The 17,652-nt window shown below is 43.8% G+C and carries 17 protein-coding genes; 8 read left to right on the top strand and 9 right to left on the bottom strand.

Annotated features, from left to right (window positions below):
• Positions 1-78: 78 nt before the first annotated feature.
• On the bottom strand, positions 79-570 hold the full coding sequence (locus tag GTQ38_RS16355) for a hypothetical protein (protein ID WP_161436623.1): 492 nt from the start codon (positions 568-570) through the stop codon (positions 79-81).
• A gap of 963 nt (positions 571-1,533) precedes the next feature.
• Between GTQ38_RS16355 and GTQ38_RS16360 the strand changes: the two genes are divergently transcribed.
• Positions 1,534-2,439, top strand: coding sequence for a haloalkane dehalogenase (locus GTQ38_RS16360; protein ID WP_238857986.1), 906 nt, complete (start codon positions 1,534-1,536; stop codon positions 2,437-2,439).
• 801 nt (positions 2,440-3,240) lie between these two features.
• Here the strand turns inward: GTQ38_RS16360 and GTQ38_RS16365 are convergent.
• The 7 genes from GTQ38_RS16365 to tsaE all read right to left on the bottom strand — a co-directional run bounded on the left by GTQ38_RS16365 (position 3,241) and on the right by tsaE (position 9,274).
• Positions 3,241-4,821: a hypothetical protein gene (locus tag GTQ38_RS16365; protein ID WP_161436624.1), complete on the bottom strand. Its 1,581-nt coding sequence runs from the start codon at positions 4,819-4,821 to the stop codon at positions 3,241-3,243.
• A gap of 154 nt (positions 4,822-4,975) precedes the next feature.
• Complete coding sequence (locus tag GTQ38_RS16370; protein ID WP_161436625.1) at positions 4,976-5,806, bottom strand: cyclase family protein; 831 nt, start codon at positions 5,804-5,806, stop codon at positions 4,976-4,978.
• A gap of 58 nt (positions 5,807-5,864) precedes the next feature.
• Positions 5,865-6,251 (bottom strand): DUF4258 domain-containing protein, encoded by a 387-nt coding sequence (locus GTQ38_RS16375; protein ID WP_161436626.1) that lies wholly within the window; start codon positions 6,249-6,251, stop codon positions 5,865-5,867.
• Between the two features lie 2 nt (positions 6,252-6,253).
• Positions 6,254-7,453 (bottom strand): alanine dehydrogenase, encoded by a 1,200-nt coding sequence (locus tag GTQ38_RS16380; RefSeq protein WP_161436627.1) that lies wholly within the window; start codon positions 7,451-7,453, stop codon positions 6,254-6,256.
• Positions 7,454-7,613: 160 nt separating this feature from the next.
• Positions 7,614-8,252 carry a hypothetical protein gene (locus tag GTQ38_RS16385; protein WP_161436628.1) on the bottom strand — a complete coding sequence of 213 codons (639 nt, stop codon included), beginning with the start codon at positions 8,250-8,252 and terminating at the stop codon, positions 7,614-7,616.
• A 196-nt stretch (positions 8,253-8,448) separates the two neighbouring features.
• Positions 8,449-8,658: a hypothetical protein gene (locus GTQ38_RS16390; RefSeq protein ID WP_161436629.1), complete on the bottom strand. Its 210-nt coding sequence runs from the start codon at positions 8,656-8,658 to the stop codon at positions 8,449-8,451.
• Positions 8,659-8,857: 199 nt separating this feature from the next.
• Positions 8,858-9,274 (bottom strand): tRNA (adenosine(37)-N6)-threonylcarbamoyltransferase complex ATPase subunit type 1 TsaE, encoded by a 417-nt coding sequence (tsaE, locus tag GTQ38_RS16395; protein ID WP_161436630.1) that lies wholly within the window; start codon positions 9,272-9,274, stop codon positions 8,858-8,860.
• A 270-nt stretch (positions 9,275-9,544) separates the two neighbouring features.
• On the opposite strand from tsaE, the gene GTQ38_RS16400 reads away from it, so the two are divergent.
• The gene (locus GTQ38_RS16400) at positions 9,545-9,835 is read left to right on the top strand and encodes a DNA-binding protein (protein ID WP_161436631.1); all 291 of its coding nucleotides are present in this window, start codon (positions 9,545-9,547) and stop codon (positions 9,833-9,835) included.
• An 89-nt stretch (positions 9,836-9,924) separates the two neighbouring features.
• Here GTQ38_RS16400 and porX read toward each other — a convergent pair whose 3' ends face one another.
• Positions 9,925-11,469, bottom strand: coding sequence for a T9SS response regulator signal transducer PorX (porX, locus tag GTQ38_RS16405; protein ID WP_161436632.1), 1,545 nt, complete (start codon positions 11,467-11,469; stop codon positions 9,925-9,927).
• A gap of 28 nt (positions 11,470-11,497) precedes the next feature.
• Here porX and GTQ38_RS16410 point away from each other — a divergent pair, with 28 nt between their 5' ends.
• From GTQ38_RS16410 to GTQ38_RS16435, 6 genes are all read left to right on the top strand, one after another.
• On the top strand, positions 11,498-12,733 hold the full coding sequence (locus GTQ38_RS16410; RefSeq protein ID WP_161436633.1) for an HD domain-containing protein: 1,236 nt from the start codon (positions 11,498-11,500) through the stop codon (positions 12,731-12,733).
• Positions 12,734-12,889: 156 nt separating this feature from the next.
• A complete protein-coding gene (lpxD, locus tag GTQ38_RS16415; RefSeq protein WP_161436634.1) occupies positions 12,890-13,927 on the top strand; it encodes a UDP-3-O-(3-hydroxymyristoyl)glucosamine N-acyltransferase in 1,038 nt (345 codons plus the stop codon).
• A complete protein-coding gene (locus tag GTQ38_RS16420) occupies positions 13,924-15,315 on the top strand; it encodes a bifunctional UDP-3-O-[3-hydroxymyristoyl] N-acetylglucosamine deacetylase/3-hydroxyacyl-ACP dehydratase (protein WP_161436635.1) in 1,392 nt (463 codons plus the stop codon). The genes lpxD and GTQ38_RS16420 overlap by 4 nt, the downstream gene beginning before the upstream one ends.
• Before the next feature lies 1 nt (position 15,316).
• Complete coding sequence (gene lpxA, locus GTQ38_RS16425) at positions 15,317-16,102, top strand: acyl-ACP--UDP-N-acetylglucosamine O-acyltransferase (RefSeq protein ID WP_161436636.1); 786 nt, start codon at positions 15,317-15,319, stop codon at positions 16,100-16,102.
• Between the two features lie 3 nt (positions 16,103-16,105).
• The gene (efp, locus tag GTQ38_RS16430; RefSeq protein WP_161436637.1) at positions 16,106-16,672 is read left to right on the top strand and encodes an elongation factor P; all 567 of its coding nucleotides are present in this window, start codon (positions 16,106-16,108) and stop codon (positions 16,670-16,672) included.
• A 27-nt stretch (positions 16,673-16,699) separates the two neighbouring features.
• Positions 16,700-17,635 carry a UDP-3-O-(3-hydroxymyristoyl)glucosamine N-acyltransferase gene (locus GTQ38_RS16435; protein WP_161436638.1) on the top strand — a complete coding sequence of 312 codons (936 nt, stop codon included), beginning with the start codon at positions 16,700-16,702 and terminating at the stop codon, positions 17,633-17,635.
• Positions 17,636-17,652 lie beyond the last annotated feature (17 nt).

Below are 17,652 nucleotides of genomic sequence, written 5' to 3' on the forward strand. Positions count from 1 at the left end.
AAATCATTATGCAATAAAAATAGGGATTTAGGAACAGACTGCTTCGCGGAACCTCTGATCGCATTGGTGCGTACTTAGTTAACTACGTTCCAGTACCAGTATGACAAAAGCCTCGTCATCGCTGCCATCTCCATCAACGTCAAATTCAACCGGTCCGGTGATCTGAAAAATACCGCCATTTAGTGATGCATTCAGTATCTCAGGAATGTTCGGGGCATCATCATAGCGTACGGTAAAGATACCCTCGCAGAAAGCAAGGTCTCCTGTTGTAGTTTCGCCGGCCTCCCCAACCTCAGTAATAACCAGGGTAAAGCCACCATCAGCCTGTACATTAAGGGTCACTGTTCCTCCCTCGGCTACAACATCCACCTGTTGCGTGGTTCCCGGGATATCGAAATTGGCCTGGGTTGCCACCCAATTTCCGGTTACCTCAGATATGGAAAAATTAGGACCATTAAGAGAACATGCGGAAAAATCAAGACCATCATCTTCCTCATTATCACTACTACAGTTAGAAAAGCTTAAAACTACAGCTAACAGGGCTAAAATAGCCAGGAGTTTTTTGATCATGACATTTTTAATTAAGAACAACGTTTATCAGAGTACTTCTATCAGACAGCCGGGGTTTCACCGTTTTAGCAGTAATGCACCGGACTGTTAGTAACAAAACCAAAGTGCTGGTATTGTGGTCATTAAAAAGATATAAAAAAATAATGAAAACCTTAAGGCCTACCACCGTCCCAAGCCTTATTTCCCAAATTTTTGGTGTTTTGTTAGAACTCTCCAAGGGTTGAAATCGGTTAGGATTAATTTAGTTGATAGTTGTCAGTTGACAGTTTCCTGGCTTCAAAACTTGAAATACTCGATTTCACAGTTTTACAATTTCACGGCTACCCAATTTTCAAATCTTCAAATTCTCAAAATGCTAAATTGTTACATTTCCACATTTCCAAATTTTCAAATCGACATGCCTTCTTTCTGCTTTTAAAATGCAGTGTTAATGATTAATTTGGATTTGGGGTGGGGTCTAGACCCCAAGTTTCAGTAGGCAGCCCTCCTTCGCTAAAGCTTCGGAGGAGGAACTCAGTGAACAGTAATCAGTGAACAGTTTACAGCTAACCATCCCAGTCCAACCGTCTAACCATCCAACAGTCCAACCGTCTAGCCATCCAAACGTCCAATCATCTAACTGTCTAATCGTCCATAGATCCAACCATCCAACCATCCAAACGTCTAACCATCTAATCGTTCAACCGTCTATCCGTCCATAAATCTAACAGTCTAACCATCCAACCATCCAATCATCCAACCGTCCAATCGTCTAACCATCCAAACGTCTAATCGTCCAATTTTCCAGCCGTCTATCTGTCTAACAATCGAACCATCTAACCATCCAACAACCAAAAACTCAACACCTGCAACTTCAATCTTGAACTTAAACTTCAACCTAATCTTCGACTTAATTCCGAAACAAACAGCGTAACTTCGTAAAGCAGTAGTAGTAGTTAATCAACGAATAAATAAGAACCAGTTATGATTAAAGTGATCAGAACCCCGGAAGAAAGATTCAAAAATCTGCCTGATTATAGTTTTGCCAGCCATTATATGGAGGTGGAACCCGGTTTGCGGTTGCACTACCTGGACGAAGGCAATAAAGAAGATCCTGTCGCCTTATTACTCCATGGCGAACCTTCCTGGTCTTTTCTGTATCGCAAAATGATTCCTATTCTTGCTTCTAATGGCTTTAGAGTGATCACCCCGGACCTTATAGGATTTGGAAAGTCTGATAAACCTGTGGACCAGGCAGACTTTACCTATCAAAATCATATGGACTGGCTAAGCAGGTTTATACAGGAACTCAACTTGCAGAATATTTTGTTATTCTGCCAGGATTGGGGAGGACTACTGGGGCTGAGATTAATGATAGAAATGTCAGATCGCTTCTCTATGACGGTTGCAGCGAATACCACACTTCCGGCCGGCTTGCAGCCAATGCCGGAAAGTTGGCTCAAGTGGAGGGATTACACCCAACACTCCCAGAGTTTCAATATTGGGAAAATACTAAATATTGCAACGGTGACAGAACTGTCAGAAGAAGTTATGCAGGCGTATAATGCTCCTTTTCCATCGGAAGAATATAAGGTTGGAGCCAGGGTGTTCCCGTTGATAGTGCCTATAGAAAGCGATGATCCGGAATCGATCAGAAACCGTGAGGTCTGGGAAGAACTCAAAAAATGGGAAAAACCATTTCTAACGCTTTTCGGGGGTGAGGACGATATAATGCGAGGTGCCGAAAAGATCTTCCAAAAGCTGGTGCCAGGTGCAAAAGGACAGGAACATGCTGTATTGCACGCCGGACATTTTCTTCAGGAAGATAAGGGAGAGGAGTTGGCTGAAAGGATTATTGAGTTTTATAGGTCGAATGTAGGTGCACAGTAACCAGTAATCAGTGAACAGTAATCAGTAAACAGTGAACAGCCTTCCTTCGCTAAAGCTTCGGAGGACAAAGGTTGATAGTTGATAGTTGACCGTTGATGGACCAAATATTGCAAATGTTCGATATATCATATGCATCGTAGGTTATACGAAAAAGTATTCTACCAAAAATTAAGAAACCGTCCAGTCGTCGTAACGTCTAATATTCTAACCGTCCAACTATCCAACCGTCTAACTGTCCAACCATACAAAAATCCAGCTGTCTAACCGTCTATCAATTTAGTTGATCGTTGATAGTTATCAGTTGACAGTTTCCCGGCTTCATAACTTGAAATACTCGATTTCACAATTTTATAGTTTTACGATTTCACACCTTCCCGATTTCCCATTTTCAAATTGTCACTTTCTCAAATTTTCAAATCTACATACCCTCTTTCTGCTTTTAAAATGCAGGGAAAGCCACTAACTTGGTTTTGGGGTGGGGTTTGGAACCCCAGTGTCAGTTGGCGGTGAACAATGCATAGTAATCAGTAATCAGTAATCAGTAAACAGTGAACAGTGAACAGTGAACATTTCTCCGTCCAATAATCTAATAATCCAACGATCTAAACGTCTAACCATCCAATTGTCCAACCGTCTAACCATCTATTAATCTAACCATCTATCTGTCTAATCGTCTAACCGTCCATACGTCCATCAATCCAACCATCTAACCGTCTAACCATCCAACAGTCCTAAAAAACTTCCAACTTTAATCTTGAGTTTAAACTTGAACTTAATCTTAATCCTAAACTTTTACCCGCCCTATTGCTTCACATTGATCAACACCGCCTCACAGCTTTTTAGATCGGAATTCAGTACAATATTCTCCGAGCCTTCATTATCTACGATCTCAATAGCTACAGTATTCGGAGGGAAACGGCCCAGGTTGTGGGCATAGAGAAAGAGGTCATTAGGAGTTCCCTTTTTTAATTTGATATCAAAATGACTTTTGCGATACTCCAGAGAATGTTTGTAGACAACCGCCTCCCCATTAACGTAAATGGACACCAGGTCGCCATCCTTCCTGCCGTGGTCCCAAAGGCTAATCCGGATCTCATCCGTGCTTACCTCCAGTTCCTTTCGGTAAGAAATACTACGCCCGTCAAATTCCATCCTCAATGGGACTTCCTCTTTTACCGCAACCGGTTCAGCCGGAACCTCCTCTTTTTCGACGGTTTCAACCGGGGGCGGTACCGGAATGGGTTTTGGTTTGGGAGCGGGAGGGGTAGTAGCCGCTACGGGTTGTTTTTCCTTCCTTGGGGCCTTTTTTATAGTAAAAAACGGAGTTGCAAACTTTGCCACCTGATAGCGATTTACCGGATTTTGCTCAATACCCATTACCCTGTAATTGTTGCCATTGGGCAAACCGCGGTCCAGACGTATACCGTCTTCGGCCTTGCTGTTATCATAAATACCCAGATCCTGGATCACCACATCGTCCTTGATCAGAAAAAAACGGATCTTCTTATGAGGATCTATATTCGTAGATTGCCATTTCAGGGAGACTTCGCTCGGAGCCATCCAGGTAACCCCGGCCTTGGGATAGGTTATTTTAATCGTAGATCGGTAAGCCAGGCGCTCTTTGACCCTTTTTTGGTTGAGCTTATCCATGGCCTTCTTGAAATCGCGATAGGCGGTTATGGAACTGAGACCGGCATTGGAACCCTCCAGTAATCCATACCATTCTTCCAACAGTGGAAGCGCATCTTTCCAGGCGATCTCACTGGGATACTTTTTTTCTATCTCCTTGATCTTGGAATATATCTTTTTAAGTGATTTTTTGTCTGCAGCGGCAGACTGGCCTAAATCATTAGAAACCAGCTTCAATGCATGATCCAGTTTATGGTAACCATAACGGTTTTCCAGAAAGGTAATGGCTTCTTCGTAGTTGAGCGAGTTGGTTTCCTTGAATTTAGCGGCGATCTCATAAGCTTTCTGATATTCCCTTAATCCGATATCTATAGTAGCCTTGGCTACCATAGTACTGGTTGGCGCCGGGTTTTCCACGGCCTGGTTCATCATTTTTATCAATAAAGCCTTGGGAATACTTTCCCTCATATCTTCAAACCCTATTTTGAAACAGTCGAAAGCCATTCCAGGCGATTCCAGGAGCACGTATTTCTCATCATTTGATACAAGGTTGTAACCAGTGCCATAGGTTGATAAGATGGAGTTCATAGCCTTTTCTTGCCAGGGCTCCGGCTTTTCTGCAATAATCTTCTTGCTCAGAGAAATGGGGTCATCTCCGGGACCTGTGATAAGTTTATCACTGTCCGCCAGGACGCCGCCAAAGGATGTTGTCACCGCTAAAAGCAGACTGAGCAATAGGTAGGTCTTTCGCATTGGTAAGGGTTTATAGTATATTGGGTTATGCTGTGTTTAACTTCTTGATCCTCATAGTATTTAACTGTAAACCGCCGTATTTATTATCCCTTTTGTCGAAAAGTGGGCCTAAATTCCTGCTCTTTGAACATGATATGCTTCAATTAATTGTTTTTCAGTGTTCTAACAGAGCAATTATGCGTAGTGGTGCCCCGCTGCCACCCTCAATCTTCATCGGAAGCGCCACGACCTGGAATCCGTATGCCGGAAGTTCTTCCAGATTAGTCAGGTTTTCAAAGGCCGGAATATTCTGCCCCAGCAAGATCACATGGCTCTCAAAATCCTCAGATTGCCCGTAATCTATGCTGGGCGTATCAATTCCTATGGCGTTAATGTTCCTTTCTTCTACCAGCCAGTTGGCCGCTTCGGTGGAAATGCCCGGAAAATGCAGTTTCTTTACAGCCGCTTCGCCGCGTTTTGCGGTACCAAGGTACTTTTCCTTGTCCGGGTAATATCTGCTATGACCGGTCTCCAGAAGCACGATCACACCCTGTGGAAGCTGCATATTGTTCTTAGTCTCCCAATCAATAAAATCTTCTTTGGTAATTAAATAATCTCTATTATTTAAAGCATTACTTGAAACATCTATTTTTACAGCCGGGCCTACCAGTTTCTCCAGCGGAACCTGATCTACGGATTGGCGGTTTTCGGCGAAATGTATAGGAGCGTCCAAATGTGTACCTCCATGTTCTGCGGTGGTAAAGTTGAAGGCAGAGTAGTAATATCCTTTGTCTGTATGCCCCTCAAAAACAGTATCCAATTCAAATTCCCTTGAGGTAACCCAATAAACAGTCTCATCTGAAAAGCTATGGGTCAGGTCCACGATCTTTGGAGGTACGGACAGTTTGGTTTTTTCCTCACCCGGGACTTTGTTCTCACTATTGCCATTTTTACAGGCTGCCAATATCACAAGTAGCGCAGTAGCAATTGCATTGAATCTTCTCATCTGATCTGAATTTTGATAGTTTTAAGTTGATATTTCCTCCTCACAAGTTTTAAACCTGTTATTGCGAAAGTTCCAGATTATCGATCACCAATGAATCCGGGCAATTGGAAACGGTTAGTTTACCGGACCCCGTTCGCAGTTCCGCTTCGATCACGTAGGTCTTACAGGGCTCAGCCTTAGTATCGCTAAGTCCAAAATCTATGTCTCCGTCAGACAAAAATCGCGCGATAACCGCGGAGTCCAGCACCTGGTCTTGCATCATTGCCTCAACGCTTCCGGAATAGCTGATTGGTTTGGACCTTAAGTCTTTAAGTACCCTGCAATTGGGCAAATAGCAGAATTCCGTGCCGGTTTGGTCTGATTTCTTTTTGAGGAATAATGTCAGGAATATAAGGCCAATGGACAGACCTACCAGATATAAGCCAATGCGTTTTAAAAGGGGCATACTTAAAATATAAGAAAATTGATATCGCTGAACTTCAGATCAAACCATTCTCCTACTGACTTGTTCGTGAGTATGCCATGGTACATATAAAGACCGTTGCGAAGGCCTCTGTCAAAACGCAAAGAATTCTCAAGGCCTCCTTCTTCCCCAATCTTTAGCAGATAGGGTGTGAAGATATTGCTTATAGAGACCGAAGAGGTCTTCGGGTATCTGGCTGGGATATTGGGAACTGCATAATGGATTACCCCGAATTTCTCCCTGGTGGGATTGTCATGGGTTGTTACTTCACTGGTCTCAAAACAACCTCCCATATCAATACTAACATCTATTACCAGCGAGCCTTTCTTCATGGATTCCACCATGGTCTGAGAGACCAGAACAGGACTTCGGTCCTTGCCTCGTACCGCACCAATGGCCACATCGCAACGCATCAGGGCTTTTGCCAGATTTTTTGGTTGCAGTGTAGAGGTATAAATGGTTTGGTTCAGGTTGGTCTGTATGTTTCTCAATTTGGTGATCGAATTATCGAATACCCGGATGTTGGCACCCAGCCCTAAGGCAGAGCGGGCGGCGAATTCCCCGACAGTTCCCGCACCAAGTATCACCACCTCTACCGGGGGTACACCACTGATATTCCCAAACATTAGTCCGTTACCGTGATTGGTAGCCGCCAGGAGTTCCGCTGCGATAAGTACAGACGAAATACCTGCTATCTCACTCAGGGAGCGGACCACAGGATATTTTCCATCTTCATCCCGAATGTATTCAAAGGCTACTGCAGTAATGCGTTTTTTGGCTAATTCTTCAAAATACGCCTTGGACTGGGTTTTGATCTGTAAGGCGGAGATCAAAGTAGCCTGAGGGTTCATCATTTTTAGTTCCGTCAGGGTAGGGGGTTCCACCTTCAATAAGAGCGGGCAGGAAAATACTTTTTTAGTGTCGTTGGTTATGGTAGCACCCGCGTTGGTGTAATCCAGGTCTGAAAATTTAGCCCCTGTGCCGGCTCCTGCCTCTATCAATACTTTGTGCCCGTGTGCTGTAATGGCATTCACTGCATCAGGTGTAAGGCAGATACGCTTTTCCTGGTATTGGTTTTCCTTTGGCAGCCCGATGTAAAGCTCACCTTTTTGCTTTAAGACTTCCAGGGTTTCTTCTTGTGGCAGCAGTTGCTGTTTGCTAAACGGGGAAGAAGGTTGGTCCATAGGCTGATATTCAGATCCCTTACCAAAGGGTTAACCTCAAAATTACAATTTTTTGCCGAAATTATATGGGCGATTGCCCTTCCTCAGCTTCATTATCCCCATAACAAAGAATCCCGCCATAAGCGGGATCCTGAATATTGTTATTTTAAATCTGGAATACCTAGAAAAGGCTTTTGAACGAATGCCGTAGTTGTTTTACCAGGTTGTCCATAACCCTGTTAGGCGTTTTTTGAGAAAGATCTTCTTCTGCCGAAGTCAGGGGTTCTTCCGGGATATTGATCCCGGCTTTCTTTAGCTCGTCCCGTTCCTTGTTCTTGTAGTACTGCAATTCAGCATCCATGGCCTCAAGGTCTATACCGTGAACGTGCTTGTCATACAGTTTGATCCTAACGAAATACACAAAAGGAATGATGACCATACATACTGGTAATAACCACAGTACATTTTTTACATCGATGAGTAAGTTGTCCGAGTACACCACCTCAAAGATCTGGAAGGCGTACATACAAATGGGGATAAGGAGAATGTGATACCACCAGTGCCTGCATGTAAAAAACCAGATAGTAAGGAGGTAAAGGGGGATGATCTTTCCAAGCAGCCACCAGAAATACGTATTCAGATCTGCAAATCCGTTTCGGTCTATTTCCAGTCCGAACAGACTGATAGTAGCGTCAGGGTCGGTTGGCAGATATTCATGCGCCTTGAACAGAAAAGGTGACGCAATTACCAAAAAGACAATGATTGTTTCAATAAATAATCGCCTGCGGGCTTTCCTACTTTTATCTTTTGCATTAGCCATAGGTCAATTGCTGATTTGGGGATTCTTAAAATTGCTAACGTGAATTACGAGGTATTATGATTGCCCACATAAGTTTTCTCCTACTTTTTAACTAAAATTCGATAAAGTTTCAAATTTCATCGACAAAATGGCACAAAAAAAATGGGGCGCTTCTAGAAACACCCCATACTATCTATATCTGAAGATAAATTCTTATCTATTTTCCTTTCTTATTGGAAGAGCGAACTTTAGATCTGTCAACCGCGTTTTTTACGGTAATTTTACTTCGATCCACGTTTTTAATTGTAATCTTACTTCGGTCTACGCCTTGTTCGTAAGCTTGATCATCCGCCGTGTCTGTTGTACACGATGCTGCCATTAAGATCAGGCATGTGCAAATGCCCGCGAGGAATTTCTTAGTGTTCATCGTAATAAGTTTTTAGTTAAAGATTTGTTAAACGTTTTCTAAAACAAAAGTAGGAAAAAATCTCCTAAATTCTGTCTTATAATCGGCAAAATAATGCACTTAATCGGAAAAAACAAGCTTTTGGTCGATTATTTGACCATTCGTCGAAATTTCTACAATAAAACAGCCGATTGAACGATGATGGCCGTTTTAACAAAACTTAAGATAGGCGAATTTCACGTGTGTTATCATCGATCACCTGGATGTAGACAGGGATGCAATTTTCGGGAAGAAGCGATGGAATTTTTTCAGGCCATTCAATAAAAATCCAGGCATCCTGACTGAAATAATCCTCTAACCCCAGATCCAGGGCCTCTTCTTCGCTTTCTATGCGATAGAAATCAAAATGGTACCCTAAAAGTCCACCCTCCGAATCCTCATATTCATTGACCAGTCCGAAGGTCGGACTCTGGGCCTCTGATCCTCCTAGTTCTTTAACGATCGCCTTTATAAGCGTAGTTTTTCCCGCCCCCATTTCGCCGTAAAAACAAAGTGCCCTGGCGGGAGCTGAACGGATGATTTCTTTAGCCGTATTTCTTATTTCCTCTAATGAAAATGTCATTTCCTGAACTGCCATATTTTGCCTTAATATTTTATGTCGTCTGATATCGCCTAAACTCGCAAACTTCGGGGTAAATATACTGCATTGACCTATGGCTGGAATAGATTTTTTTACAAATACATCCATTTCCTACAGTTCTATTTTTAAATAGCCTGCAATAGCTTGTCGAAATAAAAAAATTGATCTATTATTAAGTCCCGAAACTTACCAGACTTGTGAACCTGCCTGTGCGGGCTACATGTGGATTCTGCATAGGTGATTTCAAATACTTATGTCAGACCAGCAATGAATTCTATTAAAAACCTTGAGCGCCTTCAATTACTTCACTTTCTCATAAAAATGGAACAAACCGGTTCTCCTATGGAACTTGCCGATAAACTCAGGGTGGGCGAGCGGACGGCCTATCTTTTATTGGAACAACTCAAAGATTACAAGGCTAAAATAGCTTATGACAGAAGCCGTAAGACCTATTTTTATAAAAACGATTTTGAACTTGAAGTGAGCATTTCCGTAGCCGTAAGCAATGGCGGACAGATCACCCATCTCTTCGATGGAAGTTACTTTGTAAAAGGTTGATATGGTATAACTAAAAGCCTGAAAACCGGTAATCTTGTCTAATTTACCTTAATCGACAGGCATTTCATATTGCCAGGAAAACTTCAATATTACCTCGGTTCAAGTACTACAAAAGGAACGATCATTTCCTCCAGGGATACCCCTCCGTGCTGATAGGTGTTCCTGTAATAACTCACATAGTGATTGTAGTTGTTCGGGTAGGCAAAGAACATATCATTTTTAGCGAAAATAAAGGAGCTGCTTACATTAATACTCGGTAAGTGGATTTTTGATGGATCCTTGGCCTCCAGTACTTCCTTCTCTTCATAGGTCAGGCTTCGTCCAGTCTTATACCTTAGGTTTAAGCTGGTCTCCTTATCGCCGATCACCCGCGAAGGCTGCTTTACATTGATAGTTCCATGGTCTGTGGTAAGGATGAGTTTCATTCCCATGTTCTGTGCCTGCTGAATGATCTCCAGTAAAGGTGAATTCTTAAACCAGCTGAGGGTAAGAGATCGATATGCTTTATCGTTAGACGCCAGCTCTTTGATCACTTCCATTTCCGTTTTGGCATGAGAGAGCATGTCCACAAAATTGTAGACGATAACCGTGAGATCATTGTCTTTCTGCGATTTAAAATTCTGAGAGAGGGTTTTACCCTGTTTCAGGCTGCTGATCTTGTGGTATTCCCATCGGATGTCCATCCCCAATCTTTTGAGTTGTGCACCCAAAAACTTGTCCTCAAAGAGGTTTTTACCTCCTTCGTCCGTATCGTTCTTCCACCAATCAGGATGTCTTTTTTCCATGTCCAGAGGCGTAAGCCCGGAAAAGATCGCGTTTCTGGCGTACTGAGTGGCCGTTGGCAGTATACTGTAATAAGAGACTTCTTTCCTTTTCTTGTAAAATGGGCTAAGCGCGTCTTCAAAGGCAAACCACTGATCGTAGCGCAAATTGTCTATAACAACAAGCAGCGTAGGCGCCTCTCCCAGCTCTGTTTGCACCAGTTCACGGAACAGGGTATGGGACATCACCGGTCCTTCACCATTGTCGAACCAGTCGACATAGTTCCGATCGACAAACTTGCTGAACTGGCTATTGGCTTCAACCTTTTGGGATTCAAGGATCTCGAACATGCCGGAGTCTTCGATCTCCTCTAGTTGTAATTCCCAATAGATCAGCTTTTTGTAGAGTTCAGCCCATTCTTGCCAGGAGTTTACCATGGAAAGATCCATGGCGATCTTACGAAATTCCTGTTGGTAATTCGCGGTAGTCTTTTCGGAGACCAGTCTGGAATGGTCCAGGTTCTTTTTAAGGGAAAGTAATATCTGATTTGGATTGACAGGCTTGATAAGATAATCAGCGATCTTGGAGCCAATCGCCTCTTCCATAATATATTCTTCCTCACTTTTGGTGATCATGACAACTGGTAGGGAAGCATCCAATACCTTGATCTCAGTAAGGGTCTCAAGGCCGGTGATCCCTGGCATGTTTTCATCCAGAAAAACGATGTCAAACCGTGTTTTTCGTATCTCTTCCAAAGCGTCCTGCCCGCTTTTGCAGGTTACCACTTCGTAATTTTTGCCTTCCAGGAATAGGATATGGGGCTTTAGCAGGTCTATCTCATCATCTACCCACAGAATTGTGATCTTGTTCATTATCTTTGTCTACGTAAATAAGGTGATTTTGGTTAAGTCAAGTAAGCTCAAAATTTTCAACGATCCAATTTACGGATTTATTAGAATACCAGGCTCCCAAATTTTTCAACTTATAGAGCATTCCTATGTTCAAAGGCTGCGAAGAATTTCTCAGATGGGCCTTTCTTATTTGGTTTATCCGGGAGCCCATCATACCCGATTTCACCACGCCCTGGGCAGTATGCACCTAATGGAACTAGCGATTGGGGTGCTGCGGGACAAATCAATTCCCATATCAGAGGAAGAGGCCAACGGACTATTAAGCGCTATACTTTTGCACGATGTTGGCCATGGACCCTTTTCCCATGCCATGGAACACAGTATTGTTGACGGGATAGACCATGAAGATATCTCACTTCAATTTATGGAGGCTCTTGAAGAGGAGACGGATCTGGACCTGCGCCTCGCCATGCAGATCTTCAATGGTACCTACCCAAGGAAATTTATGAATCAATTGGTTTCCAGTCAGCTGGATATGGATCGTCTGGATTATCTGAAACGCGATAGTTTTTATACCGGCGTGGCTGAGGGTAACATTAATGCCGAGCGCCTGATCACCATGCTCAATGTGGTAAACGATGAACTGGTCGTTGAAGAAAAAGGCATTTATTCCGTGGAAAAATTCCTTATGGCCAGGCGTTTCATGTATTGGCAGGTGTACCTTCACAAAACCGGCATTGTCGCGGAGCAATTGCTGATCAAGATCCTGCAACGTGCCAAAGAGCTTTCAGCAGACGGCGAACAATTACCGGCAAGCAGTACCCTTTCATATTTTCTGAACAACCGTATTGACAGGGACAGGTTTGACAAGAACATACTGCATCGTTTCGCTCAGTTGGACGATATAGATGTGCTTGGGGCCATCAAGGCATGGCAACAACATTCGGATTTCGTGCTTTCAAATCTTTGCACACGCATACTGAACCGCCAATTGCTCAATATTAAGCTGCGGAACGAACCTATTTCAGAGAAGAAGATATCCAAACAATTTGATCGTTTCAAAAGTGAGAACAAGCTCAGCGACGAGGAAACGGCCTACTTTGTATTCTCAGGACAAATAGAAAATAAGGCCTATAACCAACAGGTACAGAATATCAATATTCTAAGAAGCAACGGTAAACTTACCGACGCCGCCCGCGCATCTGATCAGTTAAGTTTAAAAGCGCTTTCCAAAACGGTTACCAAGTACTATCTATGTTATCCAAAAAAACAAACTGAACAATAGGAATCGGACAGGGGTTTTGAAGCAGGAATTCTTATACGATCATTTGATGTCAGGGCTTTTTGTACTGAATTCTTCTCTAAATTTTACATGAATTCTATTACACAATTTTTCTTACTTTTGTGTCCATCAATCGAGGAACGCACTAATTTTTAAGTATTGGAATTTACAGCTAGTCAGATTGCCGGCATATTAGAGGGCGAAGTAGAAGGGAACCCAGAGATAGCTGTTCACAAATTGGCGAAGATCGAGGAAGGGGAAAAAGGCTCACTTACTTTTTTGGCCAATCCAAAGTACACTCCTTATATATATAGCACCGAGGCTTCAATAACAATAGTCAATAAGGATTTTGTTCCTGAACAGACCTTGTCTACGACCCTCATTAAGGTTGATGACGCTTATAAATCATTCTCCAAACTCCTGGAATACTACAACCAGGTTAAAAACAATAAAACTGGTATAGAAGAACCGGTTTTTATGTCGGATTCGGCGATTCACGGAAGTGATTTCTATATGGGAGCCTTTTCCTATTTGGGCAACGATGTGACCATAGGTGATAATGTAAAGATCTATCCGAATGTATACGTTGGAGACAATGTAATTATAGGGAATGATGTGGTGGTTTTTGCAGGCGCAAAGATCTATTCCGAATCGGTAATAGGGAATGGTTGTGTGATCCATAGCGGGGCAATAATCGGTGCAGACGGTTTTGGCTTCACCCCTAACAGTAATGGGGAATATACCAAAGTGCCTCAGACCGGAAACGTGATCCTTGAAGATCATGTGGATGTCGGGGCCGGGACTACCATAGACCGTGCGACCTTGGGGTCTACCATATTGAGAAGAGGGGTAAAACTGGATAACCAGATACAGATAGCCCATAATGTGGAGATCGGGGAGCATACGGCCATCGCCGCCCAAACTGGCATTGCCGGATCTACAAAGATCGGCAGGCACTGTATGATAGGCGGTCAGGTGGGAATTGTGGGACATATTACCATAGGAGACAGGGTAAAGATCCAGGCCCAGTCCGGTATTGGCAGAAATGTAAAGGACGATGAAGTACTACAAGGTTCTCCGGCCTTAAACTACGGAGACTACAACAAATCCTATGTTCACTTCAAAAACTTACCAAAACTGGTGAACAGGGTAGAAGAGATCGAAAAACAGAGCAAAAGGGAGCAAAAAGCAACATGAAACAGCGGACCATAGCCAAAGAAGTTACACTTACAGGCGTAGGATTACATACGGGCGAAAAGGTAACTATGAAATTTGTGCCAGCGCCAGAAAATCACGGTTATGCCTTCAAAAGGGTAGACCTTGAAGGGGAACCCATCATTGAGGCCAACGCCAATTTCGTAATAAACACTCAGAGGGGAACGAATCTGGAAAAGCGCGGCGTGAAGATCCAGACATCGGAACACGTTCTGGCCGCCTTGGTCGGAATGGAGATCGATAATGTCATGATCGAACTGGATTCCCCGGAACCTCCAATCATGGACGGTTCTTCCAAATACTTCGTTGAAGCACTGGAAAAAGCGGGGATCGTAGAACAGGGAGCGGAGCGTGAAGAGTATGTGGTAAAAGACGTGATCACCTATAAGGATGAAGCCAGTGGAAGCGATATTACGGTGATCCCTTCGGACGAATACCAGGTAACCACTATGGTGGATTTCGGGACTAAAGTACTGGGGACTCAAAACGCCACCCTGGAACATATCTCGGATTTCAAGACGGAAATTGCCGAAGCCCGGACTTTTAGCTTTCTTCATGAGTTAGAAATGCTTTTGGAAAATGGCTTGATCAAAGGAGGAGACCTGAACAACGCCATTGTTTATGTGGACAAAGAGATCTCTGAATCCACAATGAAAAAACTGGAAAAGGCATTTAAGAAAGAAAAGCTTTCTGTGAAGCCCAATGGAATACTGGACAACCTTACCCTGCACCAGCCAAATGAGGCGGCAAGGCATAAACTGCTTGACGTAATCGGCGACCTGGCCTTGGCTGGAACCCGAATTCGTGGCAAAGTAATCGCGAATAAACCCGGGCACTATGTAAACACCCAGTTTGCCAAAAAGCTGTCGAAGATCATCAAACTTGAAAAGCGGAACAAGGTTCCCAAGTACGATCTTGACAAGGAACCGCTTATGGATGTGACCAAGATCATGCAGATGCTGCCGCACAGGCCACCTTTCCTCCTGGTGGATAAGATCCTGGAGCTTTCAGATTCGCATGTGGTTGGTTTAAAGAACATTACCATGAACGAGCCTTTCTTTGTAGGGCATTTTCCCGGAGCGCCTGTTATGCCTGGTGTCTTACAGGTAGAGGCAATGGCCCAGACCGGAGGTATCCTGGTTCTAAGCACGGTTCCTGATCCGGAGAACTATCTGACCTTTTTTATGAAGATAGACAATGTAAAGTTCAAACAGCAGGTTGGGCCCGGTGATACCCTGATATTCAAATGCGACCTTATCTCACCTATACGCAGGGGGATCTGTCATATGCAGGCATATGCCTACGCAAACGGCAAACTGGCCTCAGAGGCGGAATTGATGGCGCAGATCGTAAAAACAAAAGGAAATTAGTATGAATCAGCCTCTGGCTTACGTCCATCCCGGAGCAAAGATCGCCAAGAACGTTGTAATCGAGCCTTTCTCAACCATTCACAATAATGTACGTATAGGGGAAGGCACCTGGATAGGATCCAACGTGACCATCATGGAGGGCGCGCGTATTGGAAAAAACTGCAATATATTTCCCGGAGCCGTAATCTCTGCTCCGCCGCAGGACCTGAAATACAAAGGTGAGGAGACCGTCGTAGAGATCGGGAATAACACTACCATTCGCGAGTGTGCAACCATCCACAAGGGTACTTCCGACCGCATGAAAACGGTAATTGGTAAGAACTGCCTCATCATGGCTTACTGTCATGTGGCTCACGATTGCATAGTAGGCAATAATTGTATCTTTTCAAACAATTCAACCCTGGCCGGCCATGTGACCATAGGGGATTTTGTGATTCTGGCCGGAATGGTCGCCGTACACCAATTTGTGGCCATCGGAAATCACGCTTTCGTCACTGGGGGTTCCCTGGTACGTAAAGATGTGCCTCCCTACGTGAAAGGAGCCAGAGAACCGCTGTCTTACGTCGGGATAAACTCCGTAGGTCTCCGCAGACGTGGTTTTGATTCAGATAAGATCAGAGAGATACAGAATATATATCGTATCCTTTACCAAAAAAGTTATAACAATACCCAGGCGGCCCAGATCATCGAAGCAGAGATGGAAGCCACTCCGGAGCGTGATGAGATCCTTCAGTTTATCAAGGATTCACAAAGGGGGATCATGAAAGGGTATTTCAGCACCAATTGATTTATGGCAAATACTTCAGACATCAGAAAAGGCTTGTGTATCAAACACAACAATGACATTTATAAGATAGTAGAGTTCCTGCATGTGAAACCGGGAAAAGGTCCTGCATTTGTGCGAACTAAATTAAAAAGTCTTACTAGCGGTAAGGTACTGGATAATACCTTTTCTGCCGGGCATAAAATTGACGATGTCCGCGTAGAAACCCGTTCCTACCAGTTTTTGTATTCGGAAGGACAAACCTACCACTTTATGAATACGGACGATTACAACCAGATCTCCCTTCAGGAAAGTGCCCTGGACGCCCCGGGACTTTTGAAAGAGGGAGAGGTAGTTACCATCATATTCAACACGGAAGATAGTTTGCCACTTTCTGTGGATATGCCAGCCAGTGTGGTCCTGGAGGTAACGCATACAGAACCCGGAGTTAAAGGAAACACGGCAACCAACGCTACCAAACCGGCGACGGTAGAAACAGGGGCCAAGGTCAATGTACCGCTTTTTATCAATGAAGGGGATAAGATCAAAATAGATACGGAAAAAGGCTCGTATATGGAACGGGCGAAAGAATAATAACCTTTATAACAGCACGAAAAGCCAATGAAATTCCCCAGACCGCAAACACTTCAGGAAATTGCCGGTATTATTAATTGTACGTATGTAGGCGAAGCGGATTTTGAAGTATTGGGGATGAACGAGATACATGTTGTAACTCCGGGAGACATTGTCTTTGTGGATCATCCCAAATATTACGACAAGGCCCTAAATTCTGCAGCTACCATTATTCTGATCAATAAAGAGGTGAGCTGTCCGGATGGAAAGGCGCTTTTGGTTTCCGATGACCCGTTTAGGGATTTTAACCTGCTCACAAATCACTTCAGGCCATTTCAGCCTTCGTCTGCTTCGATTTCGGAATCTGCTGAGATCGGAGAAGGAACTATCATTCAGCCCAATGCGTTTATTGGTAATAATGTGGTGATTGGCAAGAACTGCCAGATCCATCCCAATGTTGTCATTTACGATAATGCCGTAATAGGTAACAATGTGATTATTCACGCCGGAGCTGTACTTGGAGCTGATGCTTTTTACTTCCAGAAACGGGCCCACGGTTTTGATAAGCTGTTGTCCGGAGGCAGGGTTGTTGTTGAGGATGATGTGGAAATTGGTGCCCTTTGCAGTATAGATAAGGGAGTTACCGGAGATACCAGTATAGGACGAGGGAGTAAATTGGATGATCAGGTACAGGTAGGTCATGATACCGCAATAGGGGAGCGATGCCTTATCGCGGCTCAGACCGGGATCGCCGGTTGTGTGGTGATCGAAGACGATGTGACCATTTGGGGGCAGGTAGGCATCATCAGCGCGATTACGATCGGCAAAAATGCGGTTATTCTGGCGCAAAGCGGAATTTCCAAATCCCTTGAAGGCGGGAAAACTTATTTAGGCAGTCCTGCGGAGGAAGCCCGTGAAAAATTTAAACAAATGGCTAACGTAAAACGGATACCAGATATCCTGAACCAAATACAGAAACAATAGCGACAAGAATGCTTTTC

Origin of the sequence: Poritiphilus flavus (genome assembly GCF_009901585.1) — a bacterium.
In the GTDB taxonomy this organism is placed as follows: domain Bacteria; phylum Bacteroidota; class Bacteroidia; order Flavobacteriales; family Flavobacteriaceae; genus Poritiphilus; species Poritiphilus flavus.

Bases quoted from the DNA above. Each gene is read 5' to 3' on its own strand.
- GTQ38_RS16355 (WP_161436623.1), bottom strand. From the start codon at position 570: ATGATCAAAAAACTCCTGGCTATTTTAGCCCTGTTAGCTGTAGTTTTA.
- GTQ38_RS16360 (WP_238857986.1), top strand. From the start codon at position 1,534: ATGATTAAAGTGATCAGAACCCCGGAAGAAAGATTCAAAAATCTGCCT.
- GTQ38_RS16365 (WP_161436624.1), bottom strand. From the start codon at position 4,821: ATGCGAAAGACCTACCTATTGCTCAGTCTGCTTTTAGCGGTGACAACA.
- GTQ38_RS16370 (WP_161436625.1), bottom strand. From the start codon at position 5,806: ATGAGAAGATTCAATGCAATTGCTACTGCGCTACTTGTGATATTGGCA.
- GTQ38_RS16375 (WP_161436626.1), bottom strand. From the start codon at position 6,251: ATGCCCCTTTTAAAACGCATTGGCTTATATCTGGTAGGTCTGTCCATT.
- GTQ38_RS16380 (WP_161436627.1), bottom strand. From the start codon at position 7,453: ATGGACCAACCTTCTTCCCCGTTTAGCAAACAGCAACTGCTGCCACAA.
- GTQ38_RS16385 (WP_161436628.1), bottom strand. From the start codon at position 8,252: ATGGCTAATGCAAAAGATAAAAGTAGGAAAGCCCGCAGGCGATTATTT.
- GTQ38_RS16390 (WP_161436629.1), bottom strand. From the start codon at position 8,658: ATGAACACTAAGAAATTCCTCGCGGGCATTTGCACATGCCTGATCTTA.
- tsaE (WP_161436630.1), bottom strand. From the start codon at position 9,274: ATGGCAGTTCAGGAAATGACATTTTCATTAGAGGAAATAAGAAATACG.
- GTQ38_RS16400 (WP_161436631.1), top strand. From the start codon at position 9,545: ATGAATTCTATTAAAAACCTTGAGCGCCTTCAATTACTTCACTTTCTC.
- porX (WP_161436632.1), bottom strand. From the start codon at position 11,469: ATGAACAAGATCACAATTCTGTGGGTAGATGATGAGATAGACCTGCTA.
- GTQ38_RS16420 (WP_161436635.1), top strand. From the start codon at position 13,924: ATGAAACAGCGGACCATAGCCAAAGAAGTTACACTTACAGGCGTAGGA.
- lpxA (WP_161436636.1), top strand. From the start codon at position 15,317: ATGAATCAGCCTCTGGCTTACGTCCATCCCGGAGCAAAGATCGCCAAG.
- efp (WP_161436637.1), top strand. From the start codon at position 16,106: ATGGCAAATACTTCAGACATCAGAAAAGGCTTGTGTATCAAACACAAC.
- GTQ38_RS16435 (WP_161436638.1), top strand. From the start codon at position 16,700: ATGAAATTCCCCAGACCGCAAACACTTCAGGAAATTGCCGGTATTATT.